The 21,890-nt window shown below is 62.3% G+C and carries 24 protein-coding genes; 11 read left to right on the top strand and 13 right to left on the bottom strand.

Features of this window, described 5'->3' with window-relative positions:
• Positions 1-114: 114 nt before the first annotated feature.
• Positions 115-1,020: a LysR family transcriptional regulator gene (locus FX982_RS04855; protein WP_172609846.1), complete on the bottom strand. Its 906-nt coding sequence runs from the start codon at positions 1,018-1,020 to the stop codon at positions 115-117.
• A gap of 116 nt (positions 1,021-1,136) precedes the next feature.
• Here FX982_RS04855 and FX982_RS04860 point away from each other — a divergent pair, with 116 nt between their 5' ends.
• The 6 genes from FX982_RS04860 (at position 1,137) to FX982_RS04885 (ending at position 9,111) form a co-directional block, all read left to right on the top strand.
• A complete protein-coding gene (locus FX982_RS04860) occupies positions 1,137-2,144 on the top strand; it encodes a zinc-binding alcohol dehydrogenase family protein (protein ID WP_172609847.1) in 1,008 nt (335 codons plus the stop codon).
• 50 nt (positions 2,145-2,194) lie between these two features.
• Positions 2,195-3,394: an L-dopachrome tautomerase-related protein gene (locus tag FX982_RS04865; RefSeq protein ID WP_438826298.1), complete on the top strand. Its 1,200-nt coding sequence runs from the start codon at positions 2,195-2,197 to the stop codon at positions 3,392-3,394.
• A 278-nt stretch (positions 3,395-3,672) separates the two neighbouring features.
• Positions 3,673-3,915: an exodeoxyribonuclease VII small subunit gene (locus FX982_RS04870; protein ID WP_062384761.1), complete on the top strand. Its 243-nt coding sequence runs from the start codon at positions 3,673-3,675 to the stop codon at positions 3,913-3,915.
• Positions 3,912-4,799, top strand: coding sequence for a (2E,6E)-farnesyl diphosphate synthase (gene ispA / locus FX982_RS04875; protein ID WP_172609849.1), 888 nt, complete (start codon positions 3,912-3,914; stop codon positions 4,797-4,799). The genes FX982_RS04870 and ispA overlap by 4 nt, the downstream gene beginning before the upstream one ends.
• Before the next feature lie 159 nt (positions 4,800-4,958).
• Positions 4,959-6,848: a 1-deoxy-D-xylulose-5-phosphate synthase gene (dxs, locus tag FX982_RS04880; protein WP_172609850.1), complete on the top strand. Its 1,890-nt coding sequence runs from the start codon at positions 4,959-4,961 to the stop codon at positions 6,846-6,848.
• Positions 6,849-7,227: 379 nt separating this feature from the next.
• The gene (locus FX982_RS04885) at positions 7,228-9,111 is read left to right on the top strand and encodes a TonB-dependent receptor domain-containing protein (RefSeq protein ID WP_172609851.1); all 1,884 of its coding nucleotides are present in this window, start codon (positions 7,228-7,230) and stop codon (positions 9,109-9,111) included.
• A 17-nt stretch (positions 9,112-9,128) separates the two neighbouring features.
• On the opposite strand, the gene FX982_RS04890 is transcribed toward FX982_RS04885, so the two are convergent.
• The 11 genes from FX982_RS04890 to nrdR form a co-directional block, all read right to left on the bottom strand.
• Complete coding sequence (locus tag FX982_RS04890) at positions 9,129-9,926, bottom strand: cobalamin-binding protein (RefSeq protein WP_172609852.1); 798 nt, start codon at positions 9,924-9,926, stop codon at positions 9,129-9,131.
• 46 nt (positions 9,927-9,972) lie between these two features.
• Positions 9,973-10,590, bottom strand: a complete 618-nt coding sequence (gene ribA / locus FX982_RS04895) for a GTP cyclohydrolase II (protein ID WP_163022095.1) — start codon at positions 10,588-10,590, stop codon at positions 9,973-9,975.
• Between the two features lie 106 nt (positions 10,591-10,696).
• Positions 10,697-11,497, bottom strand: coding sequence for a substrate-binding periplasmic protein (locus tag FX982_RS04900; RefSeq protein WP_172609853.1), 801 nt, complete (start codon positions 11,495-11,497; stop codon positions 10,697-10,699).
• Positions 11,498-11,508: 11 nt separating this feature from the next.
• Positions 11,509-12,018, bottom strand: coding sequence for a phosphatidylglycerophosphatase A family protein (locus FX982_RS04905; protein ID WP_122536850.1), 510 nt, complete (start codon positions 12,016-12,018; stop codon positions 11,509-11,511).
• Entirely contained in the window at positions 12,015-12,980 is a 966-nt protein-coding gene (gene thiL, locus FX982_RS04910; RefSeq protein ID WP_172609854.1) for a thiamine-phosphate kinase, read from the bottom strand. Before thiL ends, FX982_RS04905 begins: the two co-directional genes overlap by 4 nt.
• A 37-nt stretch (positions 12,981-13,017) precedes the next feature.
• Positions 13,018-13,518, bottom strand: a complete 501-nt coding sequence (gene nusB / locus FX982_RS04915) for a transcription antitermination factor NusB (RefSeq protein ID WP_172609855.1) — start codon at positions 13,516-13,518, stop codon at positions 13,018-13,020.
• Positions 13,515-13,991, bottom strand: coding sequence for a 6,7-dimethyl-8-ribityllumazine synthase (gene ribH / locus FX982_RS04920; RefSeq protein WP_037017809.1), 477 nt, complete (start codon positions 13,989-13,991; stop codon positions 13,515-13,517). Before ribH ends, nusB begins: the two co-directional genes overlap by 4 nt.
• Before the next feature lie 145 nt (positions 13,992-14,136).
• Positions 14,137-15,228: a bifunctional 3,4-dihydroxy-2-butanone-4-phosphate synthase/GTP cyclohydrolase II gene (gene ribBA / locus FX982_RS04925; protein WP_172609856.1), complete on the bottom strand. Its 1,092-nt coding sequence runs from the start codon at positions 15,226-15,228 to the stop codon at positions 14,137-14,139.
• Between the two features lie 17 nt (positions 15,229-15,245).
• Positions 15,246-15,917, bottom strand: a complete 672-nt coding sequence (locus FX982_RS04930) for a riboflavin synthase (protein ID WP_172609857.1) — start codon at positions 15,915-15,917, stop codon at positions 15,246-15,248.
• A 46-nt stretch (positions 15,918-15,963) separates the two neighbouring features.
• Positions 15,964-17,103: a bifunctional diaminohydroxyphosphoribosylaminopyrimidine deaminase/5-amino-6-(5-phosphoribosylamino)uracil reductase RibD gene (gene ribD, locus FX982_RS04935; protein ID WP_172609858.1), complete on the bottom strand. Its 1,140-nt coding sequence runs from the start codon at positions 17,101-17,103 to the stop codon at positions 15,964-15,966.
• Positions 17,104-17,105: 2 nt separating this feature from the next.
• On the bottom strand, positions 17,106-17,570 hold the full coding sequence (gene nrdR / locus FX982_RS04940) for a transcriptional regulator NrdR (protein ID WP_065988433.1): 465 nt from the start codon (positions 17,568-17,570) through the stop codon (positions 17,106-17,108).
• Between the two features lie 174 nt (positions 17,571-17,744).
• Here nrdR and FX982_RS04945 point away from each other — a divergent pair, with 174 nt between their 5' ends.
• The 3 genes from FX982_RS04945 to trxA all read left to right on the top strand — a co-directional run bounded on the left by FX982_RS04945 (position 17,745) and on the right by trxA (position 19,826).
• Positions 17,745-18,197 (top strand): YbaY family lipoprotein, encoded by a 453-nt coding sequence (locus FX982_RS04945; RefSeq protein ID WP_172609859.1) that lies wholly within the window; start codon positions 17,745-17,747, stop codon positions 18,195-18,197.
• Positions 18,194-18,850: a class I SAM-dependent methyltransferase gene (locus FX982_RS04950; protein ID WP_172609860.1), complete on the top strand. Its 657-nt coding sequence runs from the start codon at positions 18,194-18,196 to the stop codon at positions 18,848-18,850. Before FX982_RS04945 ends, FX982_RS04950 begins: the two co-directional genes overlap by 4 nt.
• 103 nt (positions 18,851-18,953) lie before the next feature.
• Positions 18,954-19,826, top strand: coding sequence for a thioredoxin (trxA, locus tag FX982_RS04955; protein WP_172609861.1), 873 nt, complete (start codon positions 18,954-18,956; stop codon positions 19,824-19,826).
• 183 nt (positions 19,827-20,009) lie between these two features.
• Here the strand turns inward: trxA and FX982_RS04960 are convergent, their stop codons facing one another.
• Complete coding sequence (locus FX982_RS04960; RefSeq protein ID WP_172609862.1) at positions 20,010-20,363, bottom strand: hypothetical protein; 354 nt, start codon at positions 20,361-20,363, stop codon at positions 20,010-20,012.
• Between the two features lie 174 nt (positions 20,364-20,537).
• Between FX982_RS04960 and FX982_RS04965 the strand changes: the two genes are divergently transcribed.
• Together FX982_RS04965 and FX982_RS04970 are read left to right on the top strand one after the other, a co-directional pair.
• Entirely contained in the window at positions 20,538-21,116 is a 579-nt protein-coding gene (locus tag FX982_RS04965) for a DUF2796 domain-containing protein (protein WP_172609863.1), read from the top strand.
• A gap of 63 nt (positions 21,117-21,179) precedes the next feature.
• Positions 21,180-21,890 (top strand): ABC transporter ATP-binding protein, encoded by a 711-nt coding sequence (locus FX982_RS04970; protein ID WP_172609864.1) that lies wholly within the window; start codon positions 21,180-21,182, stop codon positions 21,888-21,890.

The following is a 21,890-nucleotide window of genomic DNA, read 5'->3' on the forward strand; positions in this document are numbered from 1 at the left end:
TCCCACGCTCTGCGTGGGAACGCATTTCTGGACGCTCCGCGTCCGCTGTCAGGTGACGCGAAGCGTCAGGAACGGCATTACCACGCGGAGCGTGGGAACGATCACAACTCATCCTCACAACAACGCCGGCAACCCCTTCTCCATTCCGGCGAAGCGGTTTTTCAACAGTGAATGCAACTGCTGCACCGCCGGGGAAAACTGTTTGCGGTGCGGGCAGATCAGGTTGAGTGGAGTCGGCTCGCCCGGGTAATCCGGCAGCAACAGTTCCAGCCGCCCGGCGTGCACGTCCTCGCAGACATCCAGCCACGATTTGTACGCCACACCCTGCCCCGCCACCGCCCAACGCCTCACCAGATCCGCGTCATCGGTGAGCAACGGGCCCGATACCGAAAACACCCGACCACCTAGCCGCCACTTGTCGTACACCCGCCCCGCCAGGGTGAACAGCAAACATTCGTGCCGCAGCAAGTCGTCCGAGACCATGGGCCGGCCCTTGCGCGCCAGATACTCCGGCGATGCCACCAACACCCGGCGATTCCACGGCGCCAGGGCCAACGCGATGTAGTTGGCGTCTTCGATCACGCCGTAGCGAATGGCGACGTCCACCGGATCACGAAACAAATCGGCCACTTGATCGGAGATAAACAGGCGCAGATTCAGCGCCGGGTGTTGACTGCGGAAATCCGTCAGCCAGGGCAGCAGCATGTTTCGCCCCAGATCCGAAGGCGCGGCCACTTGCAAAGTGCCCTGCAGCTCGGCACTTTCCCGCCGCAGCTTTTCCCGGCCATCCCGTAAGGCATCGAGCACCGTCTGGGCGGTCGGCAGGTACTGCTCGCCTTCGGCGGTGAGGCGCAGGCTGCGCGTCGAACGGGCAAACAGCCGAATATCCAGCTCCCGTTCGAGGCGCTTGATGGCTGCCGCAACTTGCCCCGGCAACAGATCCACCTCCCGCGCAGCATTGGAGAAGCTGCCCAGCGCAGCGGTGCGGACGAAGAGGGTCAGGTCGTCGATACGGATCATCTTCACTCCAGCCGTGAAAGTGTTGCCGGATTCTGCTGGTTTTTCAGCATGACGAACAAGAACAAGATGGGTCCAACGTTTAAGCCACCTTGTGTTCATTGATTAGAGAGATCGCCATGAAAGCCATCGCCTTCACCCAGCACGGTCTGCCCATCGAAGACCCCAATTCGCTGCTCGACATGGACCTGCCCAAGCCGACGCCCGGCCCTCGCGATTTGCTGGTCGAAGTCAAAGCGATTTCGGTCAACCCGGTCGACACCAAAATCCGCGCCGGCTCTGCCGCCACCGAACCCAAAGTGGTCGGCTGGGACGCCGTCGGGGTTGTGCGTGAAACGGGCAGCGACGTCACCCTGTTCAAAGCCGGGGACGAAGTGTTCTACGCCGGCTCCATCGCCCGTCCTGGCAGCTACAGCGAATTCCACCTCGTCGACGAGCGCATCGTCGGGCACAAACCCAAGAGCCTCGACAACGCCCACGCCGCCGCGCTGCCGCTGACCTCGATCACCGCGTGGGAGTTGCTGTTTGACCGTCTGGGCGTTGAAGAAGGCGGCGGCGAAGGTGACAGCCTGTTGATCATCGGTGCCGGTGGCGGCGTCGGGTCGATTCTGGTGCAACTGGCCCGCCAACTGACCAAACTGACCGTGATCGGGACAGCGTCGCGTCCGGAAACCCGCGAATGGGTCGAAAGCCTGGGCGCCCACCACGTCATCGATCACAGCCAGCCGCTGGTCGAGCAACTGAACTGGATCGGCGTCGGCCAGGTGAGTCATGTCGCCAGCCTGACCCACACCGATTCGTACTTCACGCAGCTCATTGAAGCCTTGAAACCACAAGGCCAGCTGGCGCTGATCGATGACCCGAAATCCCTCGACGTCGTGCCGATGAAACGCAAGGCCCTGTCGCTGCACTGGGAACTGATGTTCACCCGCTCGCTCTACGAAACCCCGGACATGATTGCCCAGCATGAACTGCTCAATCGCGTCGCCGACCTGATCGACCAAGGTGTGCTGAAGACCACCCTTGGTGAGCATTTCGGCGCGATCAATGCCGAGAACCTGCGTCGCGCCCACGCCGTCATCGAAAGCGGCAAGGCCAAGGGCAAGATCGTCCTCGAAGGTTTCTGAACCTGTTTCCATTATTTGAATGGCCTGCCGCGGCAGGCCGGGAGCCGTTTGTGTCCATGAAGCAGAACGTGATGTTGTCGGCGCTGGCCCTGTCAGTCTCTTTGATCAGCCAGACCGGCATCGCCGCCACGACCGCAACCCCCGCCACCGCCCTGCCCGCCAATGCGCCGGCGGAGAAGACCATCGGTCAGCTTGAGCAGGTGTTCGCCTTCCATGACGCCATGCCCACCGGCGTGACCGTGACGGAAACCGGGCGCATCTTCGTCAACTTCCCGCACTGGGGCGACGACGTGCCGTTCACCGTGGGTGAAATCCGCGACGGCAAGGTTGTCGCCTATCCCGGTGCAGCCATCAACAAAGAAGACCCCAAAGACCCGGCCAAAGGGCTGATCAGCGTGCAGAGCGTGGTCGCCGACGGTCAGGGCCGCGTCTGGCTGCTGGACACCGCTGCGCCGAATTTCGCCGCACCAAAAGCCGGCGGCGCCAAGCTGATGGCGGTTGATCTGGCCAGTAACAAAGTGGTCAAGACGCTGGTCTTCCCGGCCAACGTCATCCTGCCGAGCACCTACGTCAACGACATGCGCTTTGATTTCCGCGCTGGCAAGGAAGGCACGGTTTACGTGACAGATTCGTCGGTCTCCGGGCCCGGCGCCATCATCGTCATGGACATCGCCAGCGGCAAGGCGACCCGTCGCTTGAGCGGCGCTAAATCCACTTCGGCCGACCCTGACTTCAAGCCAGTGGTCGAAGGCCAGGCCGCCCTGGTCACCAAAGGCCAGGACGGCAAGCCGAAAACCATGGCCGTTGCGTCTGATGGCATCGCCCTGTCCGCTGACGGCAAGACGCTGTACTTCAGCGCACTTTCCAGCCGCCACCTGTTTGCCGTACCCACCGAGATGCTGCGCGATGCCAGCGTGAGCGAGGCGCAACTGAACGCTGCGGTTAAAGACCTCGGCGAAAAAGGTGCCTCGGACGGTCTGGAATCAGACGCGAATGGCGCGGTCTACGCCGGCGACTACGAGCACAACGGCATCCGCAAACGCCTGGCCGACGGCAGCTGGCAGACCATCGTTCACGACCCTCGCGTGCTGTGGCCGGACACCCTGTCGGTCGGGCCGGATGGCTACCTGTATTTCATCGCCAACCAGTTGCAGCGCCAGGCCGGTTTCCACGACGGCAAGGATCTGCGCGAAAAGCCCTACAGCCTGCTGCGGGTGAAGATCGACGCCGCGCCTGCGCCGACTCGTTGATCGTGCAGGCATAGTCAGTCGCGCGAAAGCGCAGTAGGAGTGAGCTTGCTCGCGAAGACGGTATTACAGCCGCTGAAGATTTAGCGGATGTTCGGCCCCCTTCGCGAGCAAGCTCGACGCCCACATGTCCATCATCTGCAGCCAACATCCGCGAGGCAGATGCAATTCCTGTGGGAGTGATGCACGGCAAGCCGTCACCGGCGCCCCCCTTCTCATTTGCCCCGATGCCTGCGCTCTGCTAGTGTCGCGCCGGTTTAACGTCTACCGGGATAGCCGCCATGGCCCGCAAGAAAGCTGCACTGGATTTCGAACAGTCCCTCACGGATTTGCAAACGCTCGTCGAGCGTCTGGAGAACGGTGAGCTGTCGCTGGAAGACTCACTGACCGCCTTCGAACAAGGCATCCGCTTGACCCGCGAGTGCCAGAGCGCGCTGGCCCAGGCCGAGCAGAAAGTGCAGGTCTTGCTGGAGCGCGACGGCGAGCTCGCCGAAGAGCCGTTCGACGCGGAACAGCCGGAATGATCGCGGCGTATCAGGCACTCAGCCAGGCTCGCGTCAACGCGGCGCTGGAGACTCTGTTCGATGCGCCCGCCCCTGAATTGACCCGCCTTTACGCCGCCATGCGCTACAGCGTCACCAATGGCGGCAAGCGCGTGCGCCCGCTGCTGGTTTACGCCGCCTGCGAAGCCTTGGGCGGCAACGCCGAGCACGCCAACGGCGCAGCCTGCGCGGTCGAACTGATCCACGCGTATTCGCTGGTTCACGACGACCTGCCGGCCATGGACGACGACGATTTGCGTCGTGGCCTGCCCACCACCCACAAAGCCTTTGACGAGGCCTGCGCGATCCTCGCTGGCGACGGCCTGCAGACCCTGGCGTTCAGCGTGCTGAGCGACAACGCACTGACCCCGCAAAACGCCGACACCCGGCTGAAAATGGTCGCCACCCTCGCCCGTGCATCCGGCCCTGCCGGCATGGTCGGCGGGCAGGCTATTGATCTCGGCTCGGTCGGACTCAAGCTCGACCAGAAGGCGCTTGAATTCATGCACCGGCACAAGACCGGCGCACTGATCGAAGCCAGCGTCAGGCTCGGCGCTCTGGCCAGCGGCAACGCAACCCAGGTCCAGCTTGATTCGCTGCAGATTTACGCCCGCGCCATCGGCCTGGCCTTTCAGGTGCAGGACGACATTCTCGATGTCGAGAGCGATACCGCCACGCTGGGGAAACGTCAGGGTGCTGACATCGCTCGTGACAAGCCGACCTACCCCGCGCTGCTCGGCCTGGAAGAAGCCAAACATTACGCACTTGAGTTGCGCGACCAGGCCCTCGTGGCGCTGCGACCGTTCGACGCGGCCGCCGAACCCTTGCGGGCCCTGGCACGTTATATCGTCGAACGCCGCAACTAAGCGCAGGTCATAGCATTTATCGGGTGCAGGCAGCCCTTGCTGCCGCTGCCCGATTTCGCCGGTAAACGTTACCCCTGAACATCGCATTGCTGCACATCGTGCGCAGCCGGCAATGCATCAGGTAAACTGCCGCCTCTTTTACTTATAACGATTCGCCTGATGCCCACGACGTTCAAAGAGATTCCCCGCGAGCGCCCGTCCACGCCCCTGCTCGACAAGGCAGTGACGCCGGACGGCCTGCGCCGCTTAGGTGAAGCAGAGCTTGAAGCCCTGGCGGACGAACTGCGCCTGGAGCTGCTCTACACCGTTGGCCAGACCGGCGGCCACTTCGGCGCCGGCCTCGGCGTCATCGAACTGACCGTGGCCTTGCACTACGTCTTCGATACGCCCGACGACCGGCTGGTCTGGGACGTCGGTCATCAGGCGTACCCGCACAAGATCCTCACGGGTCGTCGCGAGCAGATGTCAACCTTGCGCCAGAAAGGCGGTGTGGCGGCATTTCCGCGTCGCAGCGAGAGCGAATACGACACCTTCGGCGTCGGTCACTCCAGCACCTCCATCAGCGCCGCGCTGGGCATGGCGATCGCCTCCCGGCTGCAAGGCAGTGAGCGTAAATCCATTGCCGTGATCGGCGACGGCGCACTGACCGCCGGCATGGCCTTCGAGGCGCTGAACCACGCGCCCGAAGTGAACGCCGACATGCTGGTGATTCTCAACGACAACGACATGTCGATCTCGCGCAACGTTGGCGGGCTGTCGAATTATCTGGCGAAAATCCTCTCAAGCCGCACGTACGCGAGCATGCGCGAAGGCAGCAAGAAAGTGCTGTCGCGTCTGCCCGGCGCGTGGGAAATCGCCCGTCGTACCGAGGAATACGCCAAAGGCATGCTGGTGCCCGGCACGCTGTTCGAAGAACTTGGCTGGAACTACATCGGCCCGATCGACGGCCATGACCTGCCTATCCTGATCGCCACCCTGCGCAATATGCGTGACCTCAAGGGTCCGCAGTTCCTGCATGTGGTCACCAAGAAAGGCAAAGGCTTCGCCCCGGCCGAGGTTGATCCGATCGGCTATCACGCGATCACAAAACTCGACCCGCTGAACGCGCCTGTCGTGCCCAAAAAAGCCGACGGGCCGAAGTATTCCGGCGTATTTGGCCAGTGGCTGTGCGACATGGCTGAAGCGGACGAGCGTCTGGTCGGCATCACGCCCGCCATGAAAGAAGGCTCGGATCTGGTGGCGTTCAGCGAACGTTTCCCGGAGCGCTATTTCGACGTTGCCATCGCCGAGCAGCACGCGGTGACGCTGGCAGCGGGCATGGCCTGCGAAGGCGCCAAGCCAGTCGTGGCGATCTATTCGACGTTCCTGCAACGCGGTTACGACCAGCTGATTCATGACGTCGCTGTGCAGAATCTGGACGTGCTGTTCGCCATCGACCGCGCGGGTCTGGTGGGCGAGGACGGCCCGACCCACGCCGGCAGTTTCGATCTGTCGTACCTGCGTTGCATTCCCGGCATGCTGATCATGACGCCGAGCGATGAAAACGAGCTGCGCAAGATGCTGACCACCGGTCACCTGTTCAAAGGCCCCGCCGCCGTGCGTTACCCACGCGGCAACGGCCCCGATGCGGTGATCGAGAGCAGTCTCGAACCGCTGGAAATCGGCAAGGGCGTGGTTCGTCGTCAAGGCAGCAACGTCGCGATGCTGGTGTTCGGCGTGCAGTTGACCGAAGCGCTGATCGTGGCGGAGAAGCTCGACGCGACCGTGGTCGACATGCGCTTCGTCAAACCGCTGGATGAGGCACTGGTGCGCGAAATGGCCAGCAGCCACGACTTGCTCGTGACGATCGAAGAAAACGCCATCATGGGCGGCGCAGGCGCGGCGGTCAGCGAGTTCCTGGCGCGGGAGAACATTCTCAAGTCAGTGCTGCACCTGGGCCTGCCGGATGTGTACGTCGAGCACGCAAAACCGGCGCAGATGCTGGCAGAGTGCGGGCTGGATGCCGCCGGGATCGAAGCGTCGATCAACCAGCGCCTGCTGAAGATGTAACCACTTGCAGGTTCGACCGGAGTGGCGCCGAATCACTGGCCCACTCCGCGAACTTGTGTGAATGAGCTTGCTCGCGAAGACATTCGTGCCTTCAATACATCTTCATCGCCTGACCCTCAGCATTCGCGAGCAAGCTCGCTCCCACAGTTAATTTGTCAGCAAGCCCATCTCTGGCATTGTCCGGTTGATGGGAGACATGAGACTGTCCTGTTGCGGTTGTACACCGCAATCGCCTGACAAACGCGAATCCTGTGGGAGTGAGCTTGCTCACGAAGACGTCTGCCCGTTCAACGTATCTTCATCGCCTGTAACCCAGCATTCGCGAGCAAGCTCGCTCCCACTGGGGGCATGTGTGTCAGACAGCCTGGTTGTACAAAAAATGACCCTTTCCCGTGTCGCCCTTGCCTTGTCCCTCATCCCCGCCACGCAGGCCTTTGCCGATCAGCCTGATCGCGAAAGCGCCTTGAAGCTGGACAACGTGCTGATCAGCGCCGATCGCCAGGTTGAGCAACGTGACGCCAGTAGCGCGGCTAACACTGTGTTCACCCGCGCCGACATCGAGCGGCTGCAACCGAGTAGCGTCACCGACCTGCTGAGTCGCGTGCCCGGCGTGCAAGTCGCGCCCAGCGGCGGTCGCGGGAGTCTGCCGGGAATTTTCATTCGCGGGACCAAGGCTGCGCAGAGTCTGGTGTTGGTCGATGGCCAGCGTATTGCCAATGCCACGTCGGCGGACAGTAACCTGCAATACCTCGACGTCGAGCAGATCGAGCGCGTGGAGGTGCTGCGCGGTTCACGTTCGGTCATTTACGGCGCTGACGCCATTGGCGGCGTGATCCAGATCTTCACCCGACGGGGCGCCGAACAAGGCCTTCAGGCACGCCTGCATACGGGTTTCGGCAATCGAGGTACGCAGCAGCAGAGCCTCGGCCTGTCGGGCGGCGATCAGCAGACGCACTTCAACCTCAGCACCAGCCTGGATCAAACGGCAGGCATCGACCGCACCGGCCCGTCCTTCGCCAGCGATGGCGACCACGACGCCTACCGCAATAAATCCCTGAGCTTGAACCTCAGCCACTGGCTCAGCGACGATGTGGAAGTCGGCTTCAACGCGCTGGATAACCGGGGCAAGACCGAGTTCGACAATCCGTTCGGCCTGTTCGACCCGGTCACGTTCGATACCGTAGGGCAGCAGCAGTACAGCAAGTTTGACCTGAGCAGCCTCGGCACCTACGTCGATGCCCGCATCAACCGGACCTGGAAAACCCGCCTGGAGCTCGGCCATAGCGAAAACCGCGAGAAGACGCTGGATAAGTTGAGCGACGATCACTACGTGTTCAACACCTACCGCGACTCGGTCAATTGGCAGAACGATCTGGCCCTGGACGGGCGCAACAGCCTAATGCTGGGCGGCGACTGGTACGAAGATCGCGTCAACAGCAGCACGGCGTTCGACGAGGACAGCCGCTGGAACCGCGCGGCGTTCATTCAGCATCGTTTCAAAGGTGAGCACTTTTCGACCGAGCTGGGCCTGCGCCACGACCAGAATGAGCAGTTCGGCAGTCAGAACACCTGGAGCGGCACGCTCACCGTGCCGCTCAATGACGCCAACGATGTGCTGCTGTCCTACAGCGAGGGCTTCCGCGCGCCGACATTCAATGACCTGTATTACCCGGACTTCAGCAACCCGAATCTCAAACCCGAGCATTCGAAAACCTACGAGCTGCAATGGCGCAGTCGCCTGAGCGAAACCTCTCGCCTTGAGGCCTCGCTCTATCGCACGGATCTGCAGGACGCGATTGCTCTCGACAGCGACTTCCGTCCTGAAAATATCGGCTCGGCACGGATCAACGGTTTCGAAGCATCCCTTGAGCAGCAGTTGTTCGGCTGGACCGGCAAGCTCGGCGCGTCGGTCATCGACCCACGTGACCGAGACACCGGCCATACGCTCAACCGTCGTGCTCGCCGCACCCTGAACCTCGATCTCGACCGTCAGTTTGATCGCCTCGCTGTCGGCGCCAGTTGGCAGGCCGTCAGCGACAGCTACAACGACGAGGCCAACACCCAGCATATCGGCGGCTATTCGTTGTTCGGGTTGCGCAGCAGCTGGAAAGCCAGCGACGAAGTGAAGCTGGAGTTCAAGCTGGATAATGCCCTGGACAAACGCTACAGCCGCACGCTGTACAGCTTCGATGGCAGCAATTACGGCTATCGCGAAGAGCGCCGGACGTGGATGTTTGGCGTGACCTGGACGCCGGAGCTGTAGATTTGCAGCTGCCTGATCTAGCGATCTGGCGCCACCACGCGGCACAGCTTCGCCACCGCGCCCACCATCTGTCCGCTTGCCCGTTCTAAGCCTTTATCGGGCACGGCAAACAGGCGACCGGCTTTCACGGCCATTAACTGCGACCAGGTTTTCCATGCCGGCAACAACGCAGCGTCGCTGGCCAGAATCACATCCGGGTCACGCTGCAGCACTGATTCGATACTCACCTGCGGCGCCGGCAGGGTCAGGTCATCGAAGACATTACGAGCGCCGCACACGGTCAGGGCATCACTGATGATCTGCCCGCCGCCTACGGTGTAAAGCGGCTGATCCCACACTTGGTAGAACACCTTCAGCGGCACATCACGCCGATAGCGTTCACGCAATGCGGCCAATCGCTGACGGAAATCGTTCGCTGCCTGTCGTCCACGGTCAGCGCGGCCAAGGCGCTCGCCCATTTGCTCGATCTGATCAGCCAGCTCGTTCAGCGTGTGAGGCTCGGCGGTGTAGGTGGGGATGCTCAGGCGCTTGAGTTGATCGCGCTGGGCCGCGCTAACGCTGCCGGGCCACAGCAGCAGAAGATCAGGCTGCAAACTGAGCAAACCCTCGATGTCGAGCTGGCCGTATCGACCCACCGAAGGCAGGCCCAGTACTTTTTGTGGGCGCGGGCCGCCGTCCAGCACGCCGACCAACAGATCGGCGGCATCCAGTTCGATAACGATCTCGGTAAGAGAGGGTGCGAGGCTGACCACCCGCTGGGCAGCGCTGGCCTGAAAGGCGATCAGCAACACCAGGCAGCCAATCAGTGGGCGCATCAAGCGTCTCCAGGCCGCATCGGGCGATAGCAGAGACTGCCGAGTGTCACGCCGGATCGACTTCGCTCTGATGCTCGTTGCCCATCATGTGACCCAGCTTGCCGGCCTTGGTCGCCAGATAGAGCTTGTTGTGCGGATTGTGGCCGGTGTGCAGCGGCACGCGCTCGGCGACGGTGATGCCCATGTCAGTGAGCGCTTTGACCTTGCGCGGATTATTCGTCATCAAACGCAGAGACTTGATGCCCAGATGTTCCAGCATCGGCAGGCAAATGGCGTAATCACGCTGGTCAGCGGCAAAGCCCAGACGCTCGTTGGCTTCAACGGTGTCGGCACCGCCGTCCTGCAATTCATACGCGCGGATCTTGTTCATCAGCCCGATGCCGCGACCTTCCTGGCGCAGGTACAACAGCACGCCACGGCCTTCAGCGGCGATGGCGCGCAACGCCGCTTCAAGTTGGGAACCACAATCACAGCGCTGACTGAACAGCGCATCACCGGTCAGGCATTCGGAATGCACACGACCGAGCACCGGGGCGCCATCCGACACATCACCGAGGGTCAGTACGACGTGCTCGCGACCGTTTTCCTGCTCGAGAAAGCCGTTCATCTTGAAAGTGGCAAAGGGGGTAGGCAGCTTGGAAGCCGCGACAAATACGACGGGCACCGGGTGCTCCTGATCAGTATGAGGGCTGGAAATTCGCAACATTGTAACAGCAGGTTCCGAGAGACGCTTAGGCTGAATTGTTGGCCAATCAGATCAACACGTTTGATCAGTGGCTGACGCCAGCGCGAGGCTGAGCATCGTCTGCATCGTCTGCATCGAACGGATACGGATGCTTCCAGCGCGAAAAGATTGGCCGAAGCCTGCCGCTGGGCACCAGTTTGCTCATGCGCGCATCAAATAGATCGCGCAGCGCGCGCCCTCGTGGGTTGTCCGCGAAGCTGAGATACAAAGGAATGGAGGTGAGATAGGTCAGCCGATAACGCTGGGGATCGTTGCTTTGGGCAAGCACGAAGTCCATTTCCGGTTTGGCGTCGATATACAGATCCGCACGCCCGTATTCGAGCATCGACAGAATGTGATCGCGCCTCGCGACCTCGTTGAAGTGCGTCACGTTGGGCAGGTAGTGCTGATACTCGTAGCCACGGACCCAGGCCAGACGATATTTGCCCAACGTTTGCAGCGAAGGCAGCGGCTTGGAGGCCAGACCCAGCGTGTAGATTTCGTCAGTGTCGTAGTGCCACGTGGAATACAGCGTGCCCTCGACCTCATCCTGGTAGGCGGCGATCCAGGCATCGGCCTCCCCGCGCTGCACCAGCCCCACCGCGCGGGTATAAGGCTCGATGCGCTGCTCCACCTTGACGCCGGCCGGTTCGAAGATCTCACGCATCAGATCCCAACCTAGACCGGTGCCATCGGTTTCGGTGTAGCCAATCCAGTGCTCGCTCACCAGCAGGATGTCGGAGGGCTCGTCGGGCATCAGTGCGGGCGTTGCCGCATCGGCAGTCGCCCAGACACTTGTCATCAGCAACCAAACAGCGAGCAGCCATCCCACACCTGAACGCCTCATGAGCGCAGCCCCTACATCACGGCCCATAGCCAGACCAGCCCCTGCATCGCCAGCCACGCGAAGACACCGGCCAGGACATCATCAAGCATGATGCCGACGCCGCCGTGTACGTGCTTGTCGATCCAGTGAATGGGCCAGGGCTTGAGAATGTCGAAAAAGCGGAACACCAGAAAACCGACCAGCAGCCAAGGCCAACCTTCGGGCACCAGCCACAAGGTAATCCACATCCCGACCATTTCGTCCCAGACGATGCCTTCATGGTCGTGAACGCGCAGGTCGTCCGCCACTTTTCCGCACAGCCAGAAGCCGAACAGTATCGTCAGGCCGAGCACCAGCCAATAGCCCCAGTCGGGCAGCATTTGCCACAACGGGATAAAGGGCACAGCAACCATTGAGCCCCAGGTGCCGGGCGCTTTGGGCAATGTGCCGGAGCCGAAACCGAAGGCCAGGAAATGCCACGGGTTGGTCCATACCGACGGAGGAACGTTTTCCGCCGGGACCTGATTAGGATGATCTGTCACCGTGTCTCCTGAAAGTGTTGATAGCCCCGAGTCGACGGGGTGACGTCCTGCCCAAGTGCGTCAATCAGCGCCACACCGTGACCTTCGACGACTCGGCCCAGAACGAAAACAGGCAAGCCGGCGGCCTGCAACTCAGCCAGCCATGATGGCGGCAGCGTGAAGGCCAGTCTGTAGTCATCGCCCCCACTGAGCGCGGCATTCAACGCCGCATCAGGCCCGAAAAACCTCAGCAGCGCGTCAGACATCGGCACTTGGTCGCGCTCAACGAGCAAGCGTACGCCCGATGACGTGGCGATGTGTCCGCAATCGGCGAGCAGGCCGTCCGAGATGTCCAGCGCCGCGCTGGCCTTGCCGCGCAACGCGATACCCAACTCGAACTGCGGCTGTGGCGACCAGTAGCGCGTCAGCAAGGCCTGAGTGGTAGACGCCTCGGTGGTGCGCTGGTTCAACACCAACGGCAGCGCCCCGGCCGCGTCGCCCAGGGGACCGCCTACGCACAGCAAATCGCCAGGCCGTGCGCCGCTGCGGGTCAAGGCCTTTCCGGTCGGGACGGTGCCGAAGACAGTAAGGGTCAGGCTCAGAGGCCCGCGTGTCGTGTCGCCGCCAACCAGGCGCAGGCCACAGCCCTGGGCCATGGTGTTCAAACCGCGGGCGAACGCTTCCAGCCACTCGGCGGAAACCTGCGGCAAGGTCAGGGCAAGGGTAAATGCGAGGGGGCTGGCGCCCATGGCGGCCAAGTCGCTGGCCGAGACGCCGAGTGCGCGCTGGCCGAGCAGGAAAGGATCGCAGACGTCGGGGAAATGCACCCCGGCGACCAGCGTGTCGGTGGAGATGGCGAGTTGTTCGCCAGCGGCCACCGACAACAGGGCGCAGTCGTCGCCGATCCCCAAGGCAACGCCCTCGCCGGGCTGCGCGCAGGGCGCAGCGGCAAAGTAATTGCGGATCAGCTCGAACTCGCCCATGGCGGAGACGCTCAGGTTCTGGAGAAACCCAGAAGCCTCAGCGCTTGTACGCCTTCACTTCGACTTCGCGCAGACGCGGAGCCAGCTTGTCGAGCACGCCGTTGACGAACTTGTGGCCATCGGTCGAACCGTAGACTTTCGCCAGCTCGATGCCTTCGTTGATGACCACGCGGTACGGCACGTCGATGCGCTCCAGCAGTTCCCAAGTCGACAGGCGCAATACCGCCAGCTCAACCGGGTCCAGCTCTTCAATGGTCAGGTCCAGACAAGGGGCCAGCGCCGCGTCGATCTTGTCCTGATTGGCCGGGACACCGTGGAGGATGTCGTGGAAATAGCTCGCATCAACGGAGGTGAAATCGTTGTCGACGCGAAACTGTGCTTCGATCTCGTTCAGCGACTGGCCAGCCATATGGCGCTGGTACAAGGCCTGCATGGCCATCTGGCGAGCCGCACGGCGCTTCTCGCTTTTCGATGGTTTGCCAGCATCGGCCGCACGCGGATCACGCGGGTTGAACTGATCGCTTTCGTCGTTAATCACTTGGCCTCCAACTGCGCCAACAGGCTGACCATCTCGATGGCGGACAGGGCAGCTTCAGCGCCTTTGTTGCCGGCCTTGGTGCCGGAGCGCTCGATCGCCTGCTCGATGGAATCGACTGTCAGGACGCCAAATGCGACGGGCACGCCGAACTCCATGGACACCTGGGACAGGCCCTTGGTGCATTCGCCAGCGACGTATTCGAAGTGCGGGGTGCCGCCACGGATGACGGCGCCGAGCGCGATGATGGCGGCGAATTCGCTGCGTTGAGCGACCTTCTGCACAACCAGCGGGATTTCGAACGCGCCCGGTGCGCGGATGATGGTGATGTCGCTTTCGCTCACGCCATGGCGAACCAGGGCATCAACGGCGCCGCTGACGAGGCTTTCGACGACGAAGCTGTTGAAGCGGCCAACCACCAGGGCATAGCGACCTTGGGGGGCGATGAAGGTACCTTCGATGGTCTTCAGGGTCATTCGGCTGAGTCTCGTGTTCTCGTATTAAAGAGCATGAAAGCGCGCATCGGGCGCGCTTTCAGGGATTTTAGGCCACGAATCGGGCGACTGCAGGGACAAAACCACCAACGGCAAAGCGCTGTCGGGACCTGTCACCTGCCGGTCTTTATTCGGAGGGCACGTATTCTACAACTTCCAGATCGAAACCGGATATCGCATTGAACTTCATTGGCGAACTCATCAGGCGCATTTTGCGCACGCCGAGGTCACGAAGGATCTGCGAACCGGCACCGACAGTGCTGTAAGTGGTTGGGGTCTTGATCGGTGTGCCGCCGGCGGTTTCACGCACATGGGCCAGAACCGTGTCGCCATCGAGCGGGTGACCGAGCAGCAACACAACGCCGCTGCCAGCCGCTGCCACCGTGGCCATGGCCGCGCGCAGGCTCCAGCGGCCGGGCTGTTTGACCATCAACAGATCGCGCAGCGGGTCCATGTTGTGCACGCGAACCAGCGTGGCTTCTTCCGCGCAGATCTTGCCCAGCGTCAGCGCCAGGTGCACGTCGCCCTCGACGGAATCGCGATAGGTCACCAGATTGAAATGGCCCAGTTCGCTGTCGAGGGGCTGCTCGGCAATCCGCTGAACGGTACGTTCGTGGATCATCCGGTAATGGATCAGGTCGGCGATGGTGCCGATCTTGATGTTGTGCTCGGCCGCGAAAGCTTCCAGCTCAGTGCGGCGGGACATGGTGCCGTCGTCGTTCATGACTTCGCAGATCACGCCGGTCGGTTCGAAACCGGCCATGCGCGCCAGATCGCACGCCGCTTCCGTATGGCCTGCGCGGGACAGCGTGCCGCCGGCCTGGGCCATGAGCGGGAAGATGTGGCCTGGGCTGACGATGTCCTCGGCTTTCGCGTCCTTGGCCGCAGCCGCCTGAACGGTGCGCGCGCGGTCGGCGGCAGAAATCCCGGTGGTCACGCCTTCGGCGGCTTCGATGGACACGGTGAACTTGGTGCCGAAGCCCGAGCCATTGCGCGGCGCCATCAGCGGCAGTTTCAGGGCTTCGCAGCGCTCGCGGGTCATCGGCATGCAGATCAGGCCGCGGGCGTAACGCGCCATGAAGTTGATGTGCTCGGCCTTGACGCACTCGGAGGCCATGATCAGATCGCCTTCGTTCTCGCGGTCTTCGTCATCCATGAGGATGACCATCTTGCCTTGGCGAATGTCTTCAACCAGTTCTTCGATGCTGTTGAGCGCCACGCGGCACCCCCTTCAATTCAGGATTTGAGGTAGCCGTTGGCGGCCAGAAAGCTTTCAGTGATGGTGCCGCCCTGGGCCGGCGTCGGATCAGCCGCTTTGTCACCGAGCAGTAAACGCTCGAGGTAACGCGCCAGCAGGTCGACTTCCAGGTTGATCTTACGGCCCGGGCGGTAGTCGCCCATGATGGTTTCGGCCAGCGTGTGCGGAACGATGGTCAGCTCGAACTCGGCGCCATTGACCGCGTTCACGGTCAGGCTGGTGCCGTCGACGGTGATTGAGCCTTTGTGGGAGATGTACTTGGCCAGCTCGCGAGGGGCGCGCATGCGGAACTGGATCGCACGGGCGTTTTCTTCGCGGGACAAGACTTCGCCGACGCCGTCGACGTGGCCGCTGACCAGATGGCCGCCCAGGCGAGTGGTCGGGGTCAGGGCTTTTTCCAGATTGACGCGGCTGCCGGTCTTCAGATCGACGAACGCGGTGACGTTCAGGGTCTCGCGGCTGACGTCAGCCCAGAAGCCGTCGCCTGGCAGTTCAACGGCGGTCAGGCAGACGCCGTTGACCGCGATGCTGTCGCCCAACTTGACGTCGGAAAGGTCGAGCTTGCCGGCCTCTACGTAAACGCGGACGTCGCCGCCTTTCGGAGTGATGGCGCGGATGCTGCCGATGGATTCGATGATGCCGGTAAACATGGGTGCTCCTGGAAAACAGGGCCAGCGCTGAGCGCGGAAGCCGGAATTATACGCCGGGGTGCGACGCGGGTATCGCAATGACTCGCCAGTCATTGCCGACCGCTCGCATTTCGACGATCTTGAGTTCGAGCGCCTCGCTCATCTGCGCCAGCGGCAGGTCCAGCAACGGCCGCGCCGACGAGCCCATGAATTTGCCCGCCACGAAGATCTGGAATTCATCCACCAGGCCTAGCCGGGTAAACGCGCCGGCCAGTTTGGGACCGGCTTCGACCAGCACGTCATTGACGCCCCGGGCCGCCAGTTCAACCAGCAACTTGCGCAGGTCGACATGCCCGCCACTACTTGGCAGCGCCAGCATGTCGTGGCCTTCGTCGTGGTAACGCTCGCGGGCCGAGGCTGCCGCACAGGTCACCACCAGCGCATTGCCCGCTTTAAAGAACGGCGCATCAAGGGGCACCCGCAAACGCCCGTCGACCAACACGCGCAACGGCGGTCGGGTCGCGGCCAGGGCGGTGAGTTCGGCGTTCAGGCCCAATTCGTCAGGACGGACAGTGAGCCGCGCGTTGTCGGCCAGCACGGTATCGGCGCCGGTCAGCACCACACTCGACTGCGCACGCAGGCGCTGCACGGCGGAGCGCGCTTCGGGGCCGGTGATCCACTGGCTTTCACCGCTGGCCATGGCCGTGCGTCCGTCAAGGCTCATCGCCAGCTTGACCCGCACGTAGGGCAGGCCGTGTTCCATACGCTTGAGGAAACCTTTGTTCAGCGCCCGCGCTTCGCTTTCGAGTACGCCGCTCTGCACCGCGATCCCAGCGTTCATCAGGCGCAACAGGCCACGGCCGGCAACGTCGGGATTGGGGTCTTGCATCGCGGCGACCACTCGCGCGACACCGGCGTTGACCAGCGCGTCGGCGCACGGCGGCGTGCGGCCATGATGACTGCAGGGCTCGAGGGTGACGTAAGCGGTCGCGTCCTTGGCCTTGTCGCCCGCCTGGCGCAGGGCATGCACCTCGGCGTGGGGTTCACCGGCGCGCACGTGCCAGCCTTCGCCGACGATGGCGCCATCACGCACGATCACGCAGCCGACACGCGGGTTGGGGTGCGTCGAGTAGACGCCCTTGCGCGCCAGTTCCAGCGCCCGCGCCATATAGGCTGCGTCGAGCACGCTTTGCTCTGTGGAGGTCATGCTCACTCTTTAACCGGCTCGCGGGCCAGCCGGTCGATTTCTTCGCGGAATTCGTTGAGGTCCTGAAACCGCCGATAAACAGAAGCAAAGCGGATGTAAGCCACTTCGTCGAGTTTTTGCAGTTCGCCCATCACCAGCTCACCGACGATCAGCGATTTGACTTCGCGCTCGCCCGTCGCGCGCAGCTTGCTTTTGATATGGGCCAGGGCCGCTTCCAGCCGCTCGACGCTGACCGGGCGCTTTTCCAGCGCACGCTGCATGCCGGCACGCAGCTTCTCTTCGTCGAAGGGCTGACGACTGCCGTCCTGCTTGATCAGCCGGGGCAGAACCAGTTCAGCGGTTTCGAATGTCGTGAAGCGTTCTTCGCAGGCGACACATTCGCGGCGGCGGCGAACCTGATCGCCTTCAGCAACAAGGCGCGAGTCAATGACTTTGGTGTCGTTGGCACCGCAAAAGGGACAGTGCATGGTGGCAGGCAACAAAAAAAGGGAGGGCCATGGTAGCGCATCTCGCTGGCAAGACAAGTGCGAGGCTTTGAGGTATATAGACGCGCATCTAGTGCGGTGAAACCCGCTGCACTCAGCGATACTGCGTCATCCCGCGCCTATCTCGCCCGCCTTCTGTTTTTTCTGGAGCTGTTCATGACGCTACGTACGCTTGCTGTAATCAGCCTTGTGGGCTTGCTCGCTGCCTGCAGCACGGCCGAGGCGCCGAAATCTGCCGCGCCCGCCAAGCCTGCCCCTAACGCCATCACACTGCCGGAAGGGCCAGGTCCGTTGCAGCCGTTTCAGCGCGAATTGAGCGGCCAGCTGCTGGGTGTGCCAGCCGGCGCAGAAGTCGAGCTGGCGCTGCTGGTGATCGACGATCGCAACCGCCCGCAGAAGCTGCTGACCAGCACCAAACTGATGGGCAACAACCAGTCGCTGCCGTTCCAGTTGCGCTTCAATCCGGAAGCTTTCCCGGTCGGAGCGCGCGTGGAACTGCGTGGACGCGCCAGCAAGTCGGGTCAGTTGATTCTGCATCTGCCGTCCGTACTGATCACTCAACCCACCACTCAGGCGCTGGGTCAGCTGCAATTCGCTACCGCGCCGTGACCGCCCCGCTCCACCTGCAAGCCGCACTGAGCGAGCTGCTGGGCGATGCGCAACTGGTCGCCGAAGCGCTGCCGGGGACGGACCTGAAGTTGTGGCTGATCGACGCTAACAATATGGATCGCGCGTTCAGCCCCGAGGAAACCCGGCGCATTCTTGAAGACCCGCCTTACTGGAGTTTCTGCTGGGCCAGTGGCCTGGCGCTGGCGCGCTTTCTCGCCGAGCAGCCGCACTGGGTCGCGGGCAAGCGGGTGCTGGATTTCGGCGCGGGGTCGGGTGTCGCAGGTATTGCGGCGATGAAAGCCGGGGCGCTTGAAGCCGTCGCCTGTGATCTTGATCCGCTGGCGATCGAGGCCTGCCGGGCCAACGCCGAATTGAATGGCGTGACACTTGAATATTCGGGGGACTTCTTCGCCGAAGACGATCGTTTCGACCTGATCCTCGTGGCGGACGTGCTGTACGACCGCGCCAACCTGCCGCTGCTGGATCAGTTTCTCAGTCGTGGAAAACAAGTGCTGGTGGCTGATTCCCGGGTGCGGGACTTTCAGCACCCACTTTATACGCGGTTGGGAATTCTGGAAGCGCTAACGCTGCCGGATCTGGCCGAGCCGTGGGAGTTTCGCAGGGTGAGTCTTTATCATGCGACCAGGTCATGACTTGCTTCGCGCCTGCAATTTAGCGAGAGGCATCAACCCCGCTTCCGACAATCCCCCCAGCCCTTTATAGTTCGCGCCATCAAGCCTTTTTTCGAGACCCGCGATGAGCCAGGACACGCCGTATATCTTCGATGCGACCACCGCCACTTTCGATCAGATGGTCATCGAGAATTCCTTTCACAAACCCGTGCTGGTGGATTTCTGGGCCGAGTGGTGTGCGCCGTGCAAGGTGCTGATGCCGCTGCTGCAGCAGATTGCCGAGAGTTATCAGGGAGAATTGCTGCTGGCGAAGGTCGACTGCGACGCTGAACAGGACATCGTGGCGCGCTTCGGCATTCGCAGCCTGCCCACCGTGGTGCTGTTCAAGGACGGCCAGCCGGTCGATGGGTTCTCCGGCGCCCAGCCTGAATCGCAAATCCGCGCGCTGCTTGAGCCCCATGTGCAGATGCCGCCGCCAGCCGCCGCCGACCCGCTGAAAACCGCGCAGGCGATGTTCGCCGAGAGCCATTTTGCCGAAGCCGAAGCGGTCCTGCAGACCATCCTCGCCGAGGACAACACCAACGCCGCCGCGCTGATTCTGTATGCGCGCTGCCTGGCCGAACGCGGCGAGCTGACAGAAGCGCGCACGGTGCTGGATGCGGTTAAAGGGGATGAGCACAAGGCCGCGCTGGCCGGAGCAAAGGCGCAATTGACGTTTTTGGCTGAAGCCGCCGCGCTGCCTGATGTCGCCGAGTTGAAATCGCGCCTGGCGCAGAACCCGCAGGACGATGAAGCTGCGCACCAGTTGGCGATCCAGCAATTGTCCCGCCAGCAATACGAAGCCGCGCTGGAAGGACTGCTGAAGCTGTTCATCCGCAACCGCAGCTACAACGAAGGCCAGCCGCACAAGACGCTGCTGCAGGTGTTTGACCTGCTGGGGAATGATCACCCGCTGGTCACTACGTATCGTCGTCGGTTGTTTGCAGCGCTTTACTAGCCTTCCCGGCTGAAGCCGGTCCTTTGATAGACCGAGCCAGTCCCAAGGAATGTACGCGGTCTACTTGTGGGACCGGCTTTAGCCGGGAAGAGGCCCGCATGAGCACCCTCAATTTTGTGGTGTGACGGATGACGCCTTCCCGGCTAAAGCCGGTCCCACACGGGTCCAAAACGCCCGTGTGTATCACTCAATCCAGTGATACACCGGCGTGTCGCCCTGGCTTTCCACTTTCACATTAGCGCTGTGGCGCATCCGCACCATCAGGCGTTTGCCCGCAGCGGTGCTGCCCGACAGACCTTCCAACTGACCGAGCAGATCCGGCCCGGTCAAGTGACCTGCCTTGCGCAGCAGTGCTTGAGCGATATCCCAGACAGCATCGTTGCGACTGGCCGCCGGCTTGACGGGGGTATCAGCGGGCGCAGACGTTTCCTGCACCTGCGCGCCTAGCTGAATGCCCAGCCGAGCCCAGTCGGCGTCGTCCATTTCCACAGTCAGATCCACCGGGAGATCGCCGACGGTTCCACGGATTCGGAGCATGGGGTGTGTCCTTTGATAAGGCGGACCGGCATGGTCCCACAGGAATTGGCGACCTGCACGCGATCCCTGACAGCCCACGCTCCTACAAAGCTGATTGAAAAAGTTAAGAAACGGCGCAACACATTGTTATAAGATCACATAACAACTTTCAGACTTGCCCTCGGAGCTTCCCCCATGCGTCGTTTGCTGCTCGCCCTGCCCTTCGCCTTGATGCCCCTCGCCGCTGCTCAAGCGGCCGATGAACATGACCACGATCATGAGCACGGCAGTCTCGGCGCGCATGTGCACGGTGTCGCGCGGCTGGATATGGCGCTGGACGGTCGCACGCTGGAACTGGAACTCGACACCCCGGCCATGAACATCGTCGGCTTCGAGCACCCGGCAACCACCGCCGCCGACAAGATGACCCTGGCCCTGGCGAAGGAAACGCTGCTCAAGCCCCACGCGCTGTTCAGTCTCCCGGAAGGCGCCGGGTGCACCGCCACCAAACAGCGTGTGGAAAGCACGCTGTTCGGCGACAAGGATGACGACGATCACGACCACGCCGATGGCGACGCCGCTGAACACGAGCACAGCGAAATTCACGGCCACTATCAATTCACCTGCAGCGCGCCGAATGTGCTCAACAAGCTTGATCTGACCCAACTGTTCAAAAGCTTCCCGGCCACCCAGACCATTCAGGTGCAACTGGTGACACCGAAACGCCAAATGGGCGCTGAAGTGCGTCCGAGCAATCCGGTGGTCAAATTTTAATCAGCACCATTTCTTCAACGGCCGGGCTTCCCGGTCGATCACTTTTCAGACGCACGTGTGGTCATGACTCAAGCGCTCATTGAACTGTCCGAACTCGGCTTCAGCTGGCCGGGGCATCCGCAGCTGCTGGACATTCCGGCGTTTCGCCTCGATGCCGGCGAAACCCTGTTTCTCAAAGGCCCCAGCGGCAGCGGTAAAACCACGCTGCTGGGTCTGCTGGGCGGTGTGCAGCGCCCGAGTCGGGGCAGCGTTCGCCTGCTCGGTCAGGAGCTGACGCAGCTCTCGGCCGGGGCGCGGGACCGCTTTCGTGTCGATCACACGGGCTACATCTTTCAGCAGTTCAACCTGCTGCCGTTTTTGTCGGTGCGCGAGAACGTCGAGCTGCCGTGCCGCTTTTCCAGATTACGCACGCAGCGGGCAACGCAACGCCACGGCAGCGTCGACAAAGCGGCTGAAAGCCTGCTCGCTCACCTGGGCTTGAAAGACCCTGAAATGCTCAGCCGCCGCGCCGACTCGCTGTCCATCGGTCAGCAGCAGCGCGTCGCTGCCGCTCGCGCCCTGATCGGCCAGCCGGAACTGGTCATCGCCGACGAACCCACGTCGGCGCTGGATGCCGACGCCAGGGAAGCGTTCATCCAGTTGCTGTTCGCCGAATGCCGCGAGGCCGGCGCCAGCCTGTTGTTCGTCAGCCACGATCAGAGCCTGGCGCCGCTGTTCGATCGCAACCTGTCGCTGGCCGAACTCAATCGCGCCGCCGTCGCTGCAGAGGTTTGA

Source organism: Pseudomonas graminis (assembly GCF_013201545.1).
Taxonomy (GTDB): Bacteria; Pseudomonadota; Gammaproteobacteria; order Pseudomonadales; family Pseudomonadaceae; genus Aquipseudomonas.

Bases quoted from the DNA above. Each gene is read 5' to 3' on its own strand.
- FX982_RS04855 (WP_172609846.1), bottom strand. From the start codon at position 1,020: ATGATCCGTATCGACGACCTGACCCTCTTCGTCCGCACCGCTGCGCTG.
- FX982_RS04860 (WP_172609847.1), top strand. From the start codon at position 1,137: ATGAAAGCCATCGCCTTCACCCAGCACGGTCTGCCCATCGAAGACCCC.
- FX982_RS04870 (WP_062384761.1), top strand. From the start codon at position 3,673: ATGGCCCGCAAGAAAGCTGCACTGGATTTCGAACAGTCCCTCACGGAT.
- ispA (WP_172609849.1), top strand. From the start codon at position 3,912: ATGATCGCGGCGTATCAGGCACTCAGCCAGGCTCGCGTCAACGCGGCG.
- dxs (WP_172609850.1), top strand. From the start codon at position 4,959: ATGCCCACGACGTTCAAAGAGATTCCCCGCGAGCGCCCGTCCACGCCC.
- FX982_RS04885 (WP_172609851.1), top strand. From the start codon at position 7,228: ATGACCCTTTCCCGTGTCGCCCTTGCCTTGTCCCTCATCCCCGCCACG.
- FX982_RS04890 (WP_172609852.1), bottom strand. From the start codon at position 9,926: ATGCGCCCACTGATTGGCTGCCTGGTGTTGCTGATCGCCTTTCAGGCC.
- FX982_RS04900 (WP_172609853.1), bottom strand. From the start codon at position 11,497: ATGAGGCGTTCAGGTGTGGGATGGCTGCTCGCTGTTTGGTTGCTGATG.
- thiL (WP_172609854.1), bottom strand. From the start codon at position 12,980: ATGGGCGAGTTCGAGCTGATCCGCAATTACTTTGCCGCTGCGCCCTGC.
- ribH (WP_037017809.1), bottom strand. From the start codon at position 13,991: ATGACCCTGAAGACCATCGAAGGTACCTTCATCGCCCCCCAAGGTCGC.
- FX982_RS04930 (WP_172609857.1), bottom strand. From the start codon at position 15,917: ATGTTTACCGGCATCATCGAATCCATCGGCAGCATCCGCGCCATCACT.
- ribD (WP_172609858.1), bottom strand. From the start codon at position 17,103: ATGACCTCCACAGAGCAAAGCGTGCTCGACGCAGCCTATATGGCGCGG.
- nrdR (WP_065988433.1), bottom strand. From the start codon at position 17,570: ATGCACTGTCCCTTTTGCGGTGCCAACGACACCAAAGTCATTGACTCG.
- FX982_RS04945 (WP_172609859.1), top strand. From the start codon at position 17,745: ATGACGCTACGTACGCTTGCTGTAATCAGCCTTGTGGGCTTGCTCGCT.
- trxA (WP_172609861.1), top strand. From the start codon at position 18,954: ATGAGCCAGGACACGCCGTATATCTTCGATGCGACCACCGCCACTTTC.
- FX982_RS04960 (WP_172609862.1), bottom strand. From the start codon at position 20,363: ATGCTCCGAATCCGTGGAACCGTCGGCGATCTCCCGGTGGATCTGACT.
- FX982_RS04965 (WP_172609863.1), top strand. From the start codon at position 20,538: ATGCGTCGTTTGCTGCTCGCCCTGCCCTTCGCCTTGATGCCCCTCGCC.
- FX982_RS04970 (WP_172609864.1), top strand. From the start codon at position 21,180: ATGACTCAAGCGCTCATTGAACTGTCCGAACTCGGCTTCAGCTGGCCG.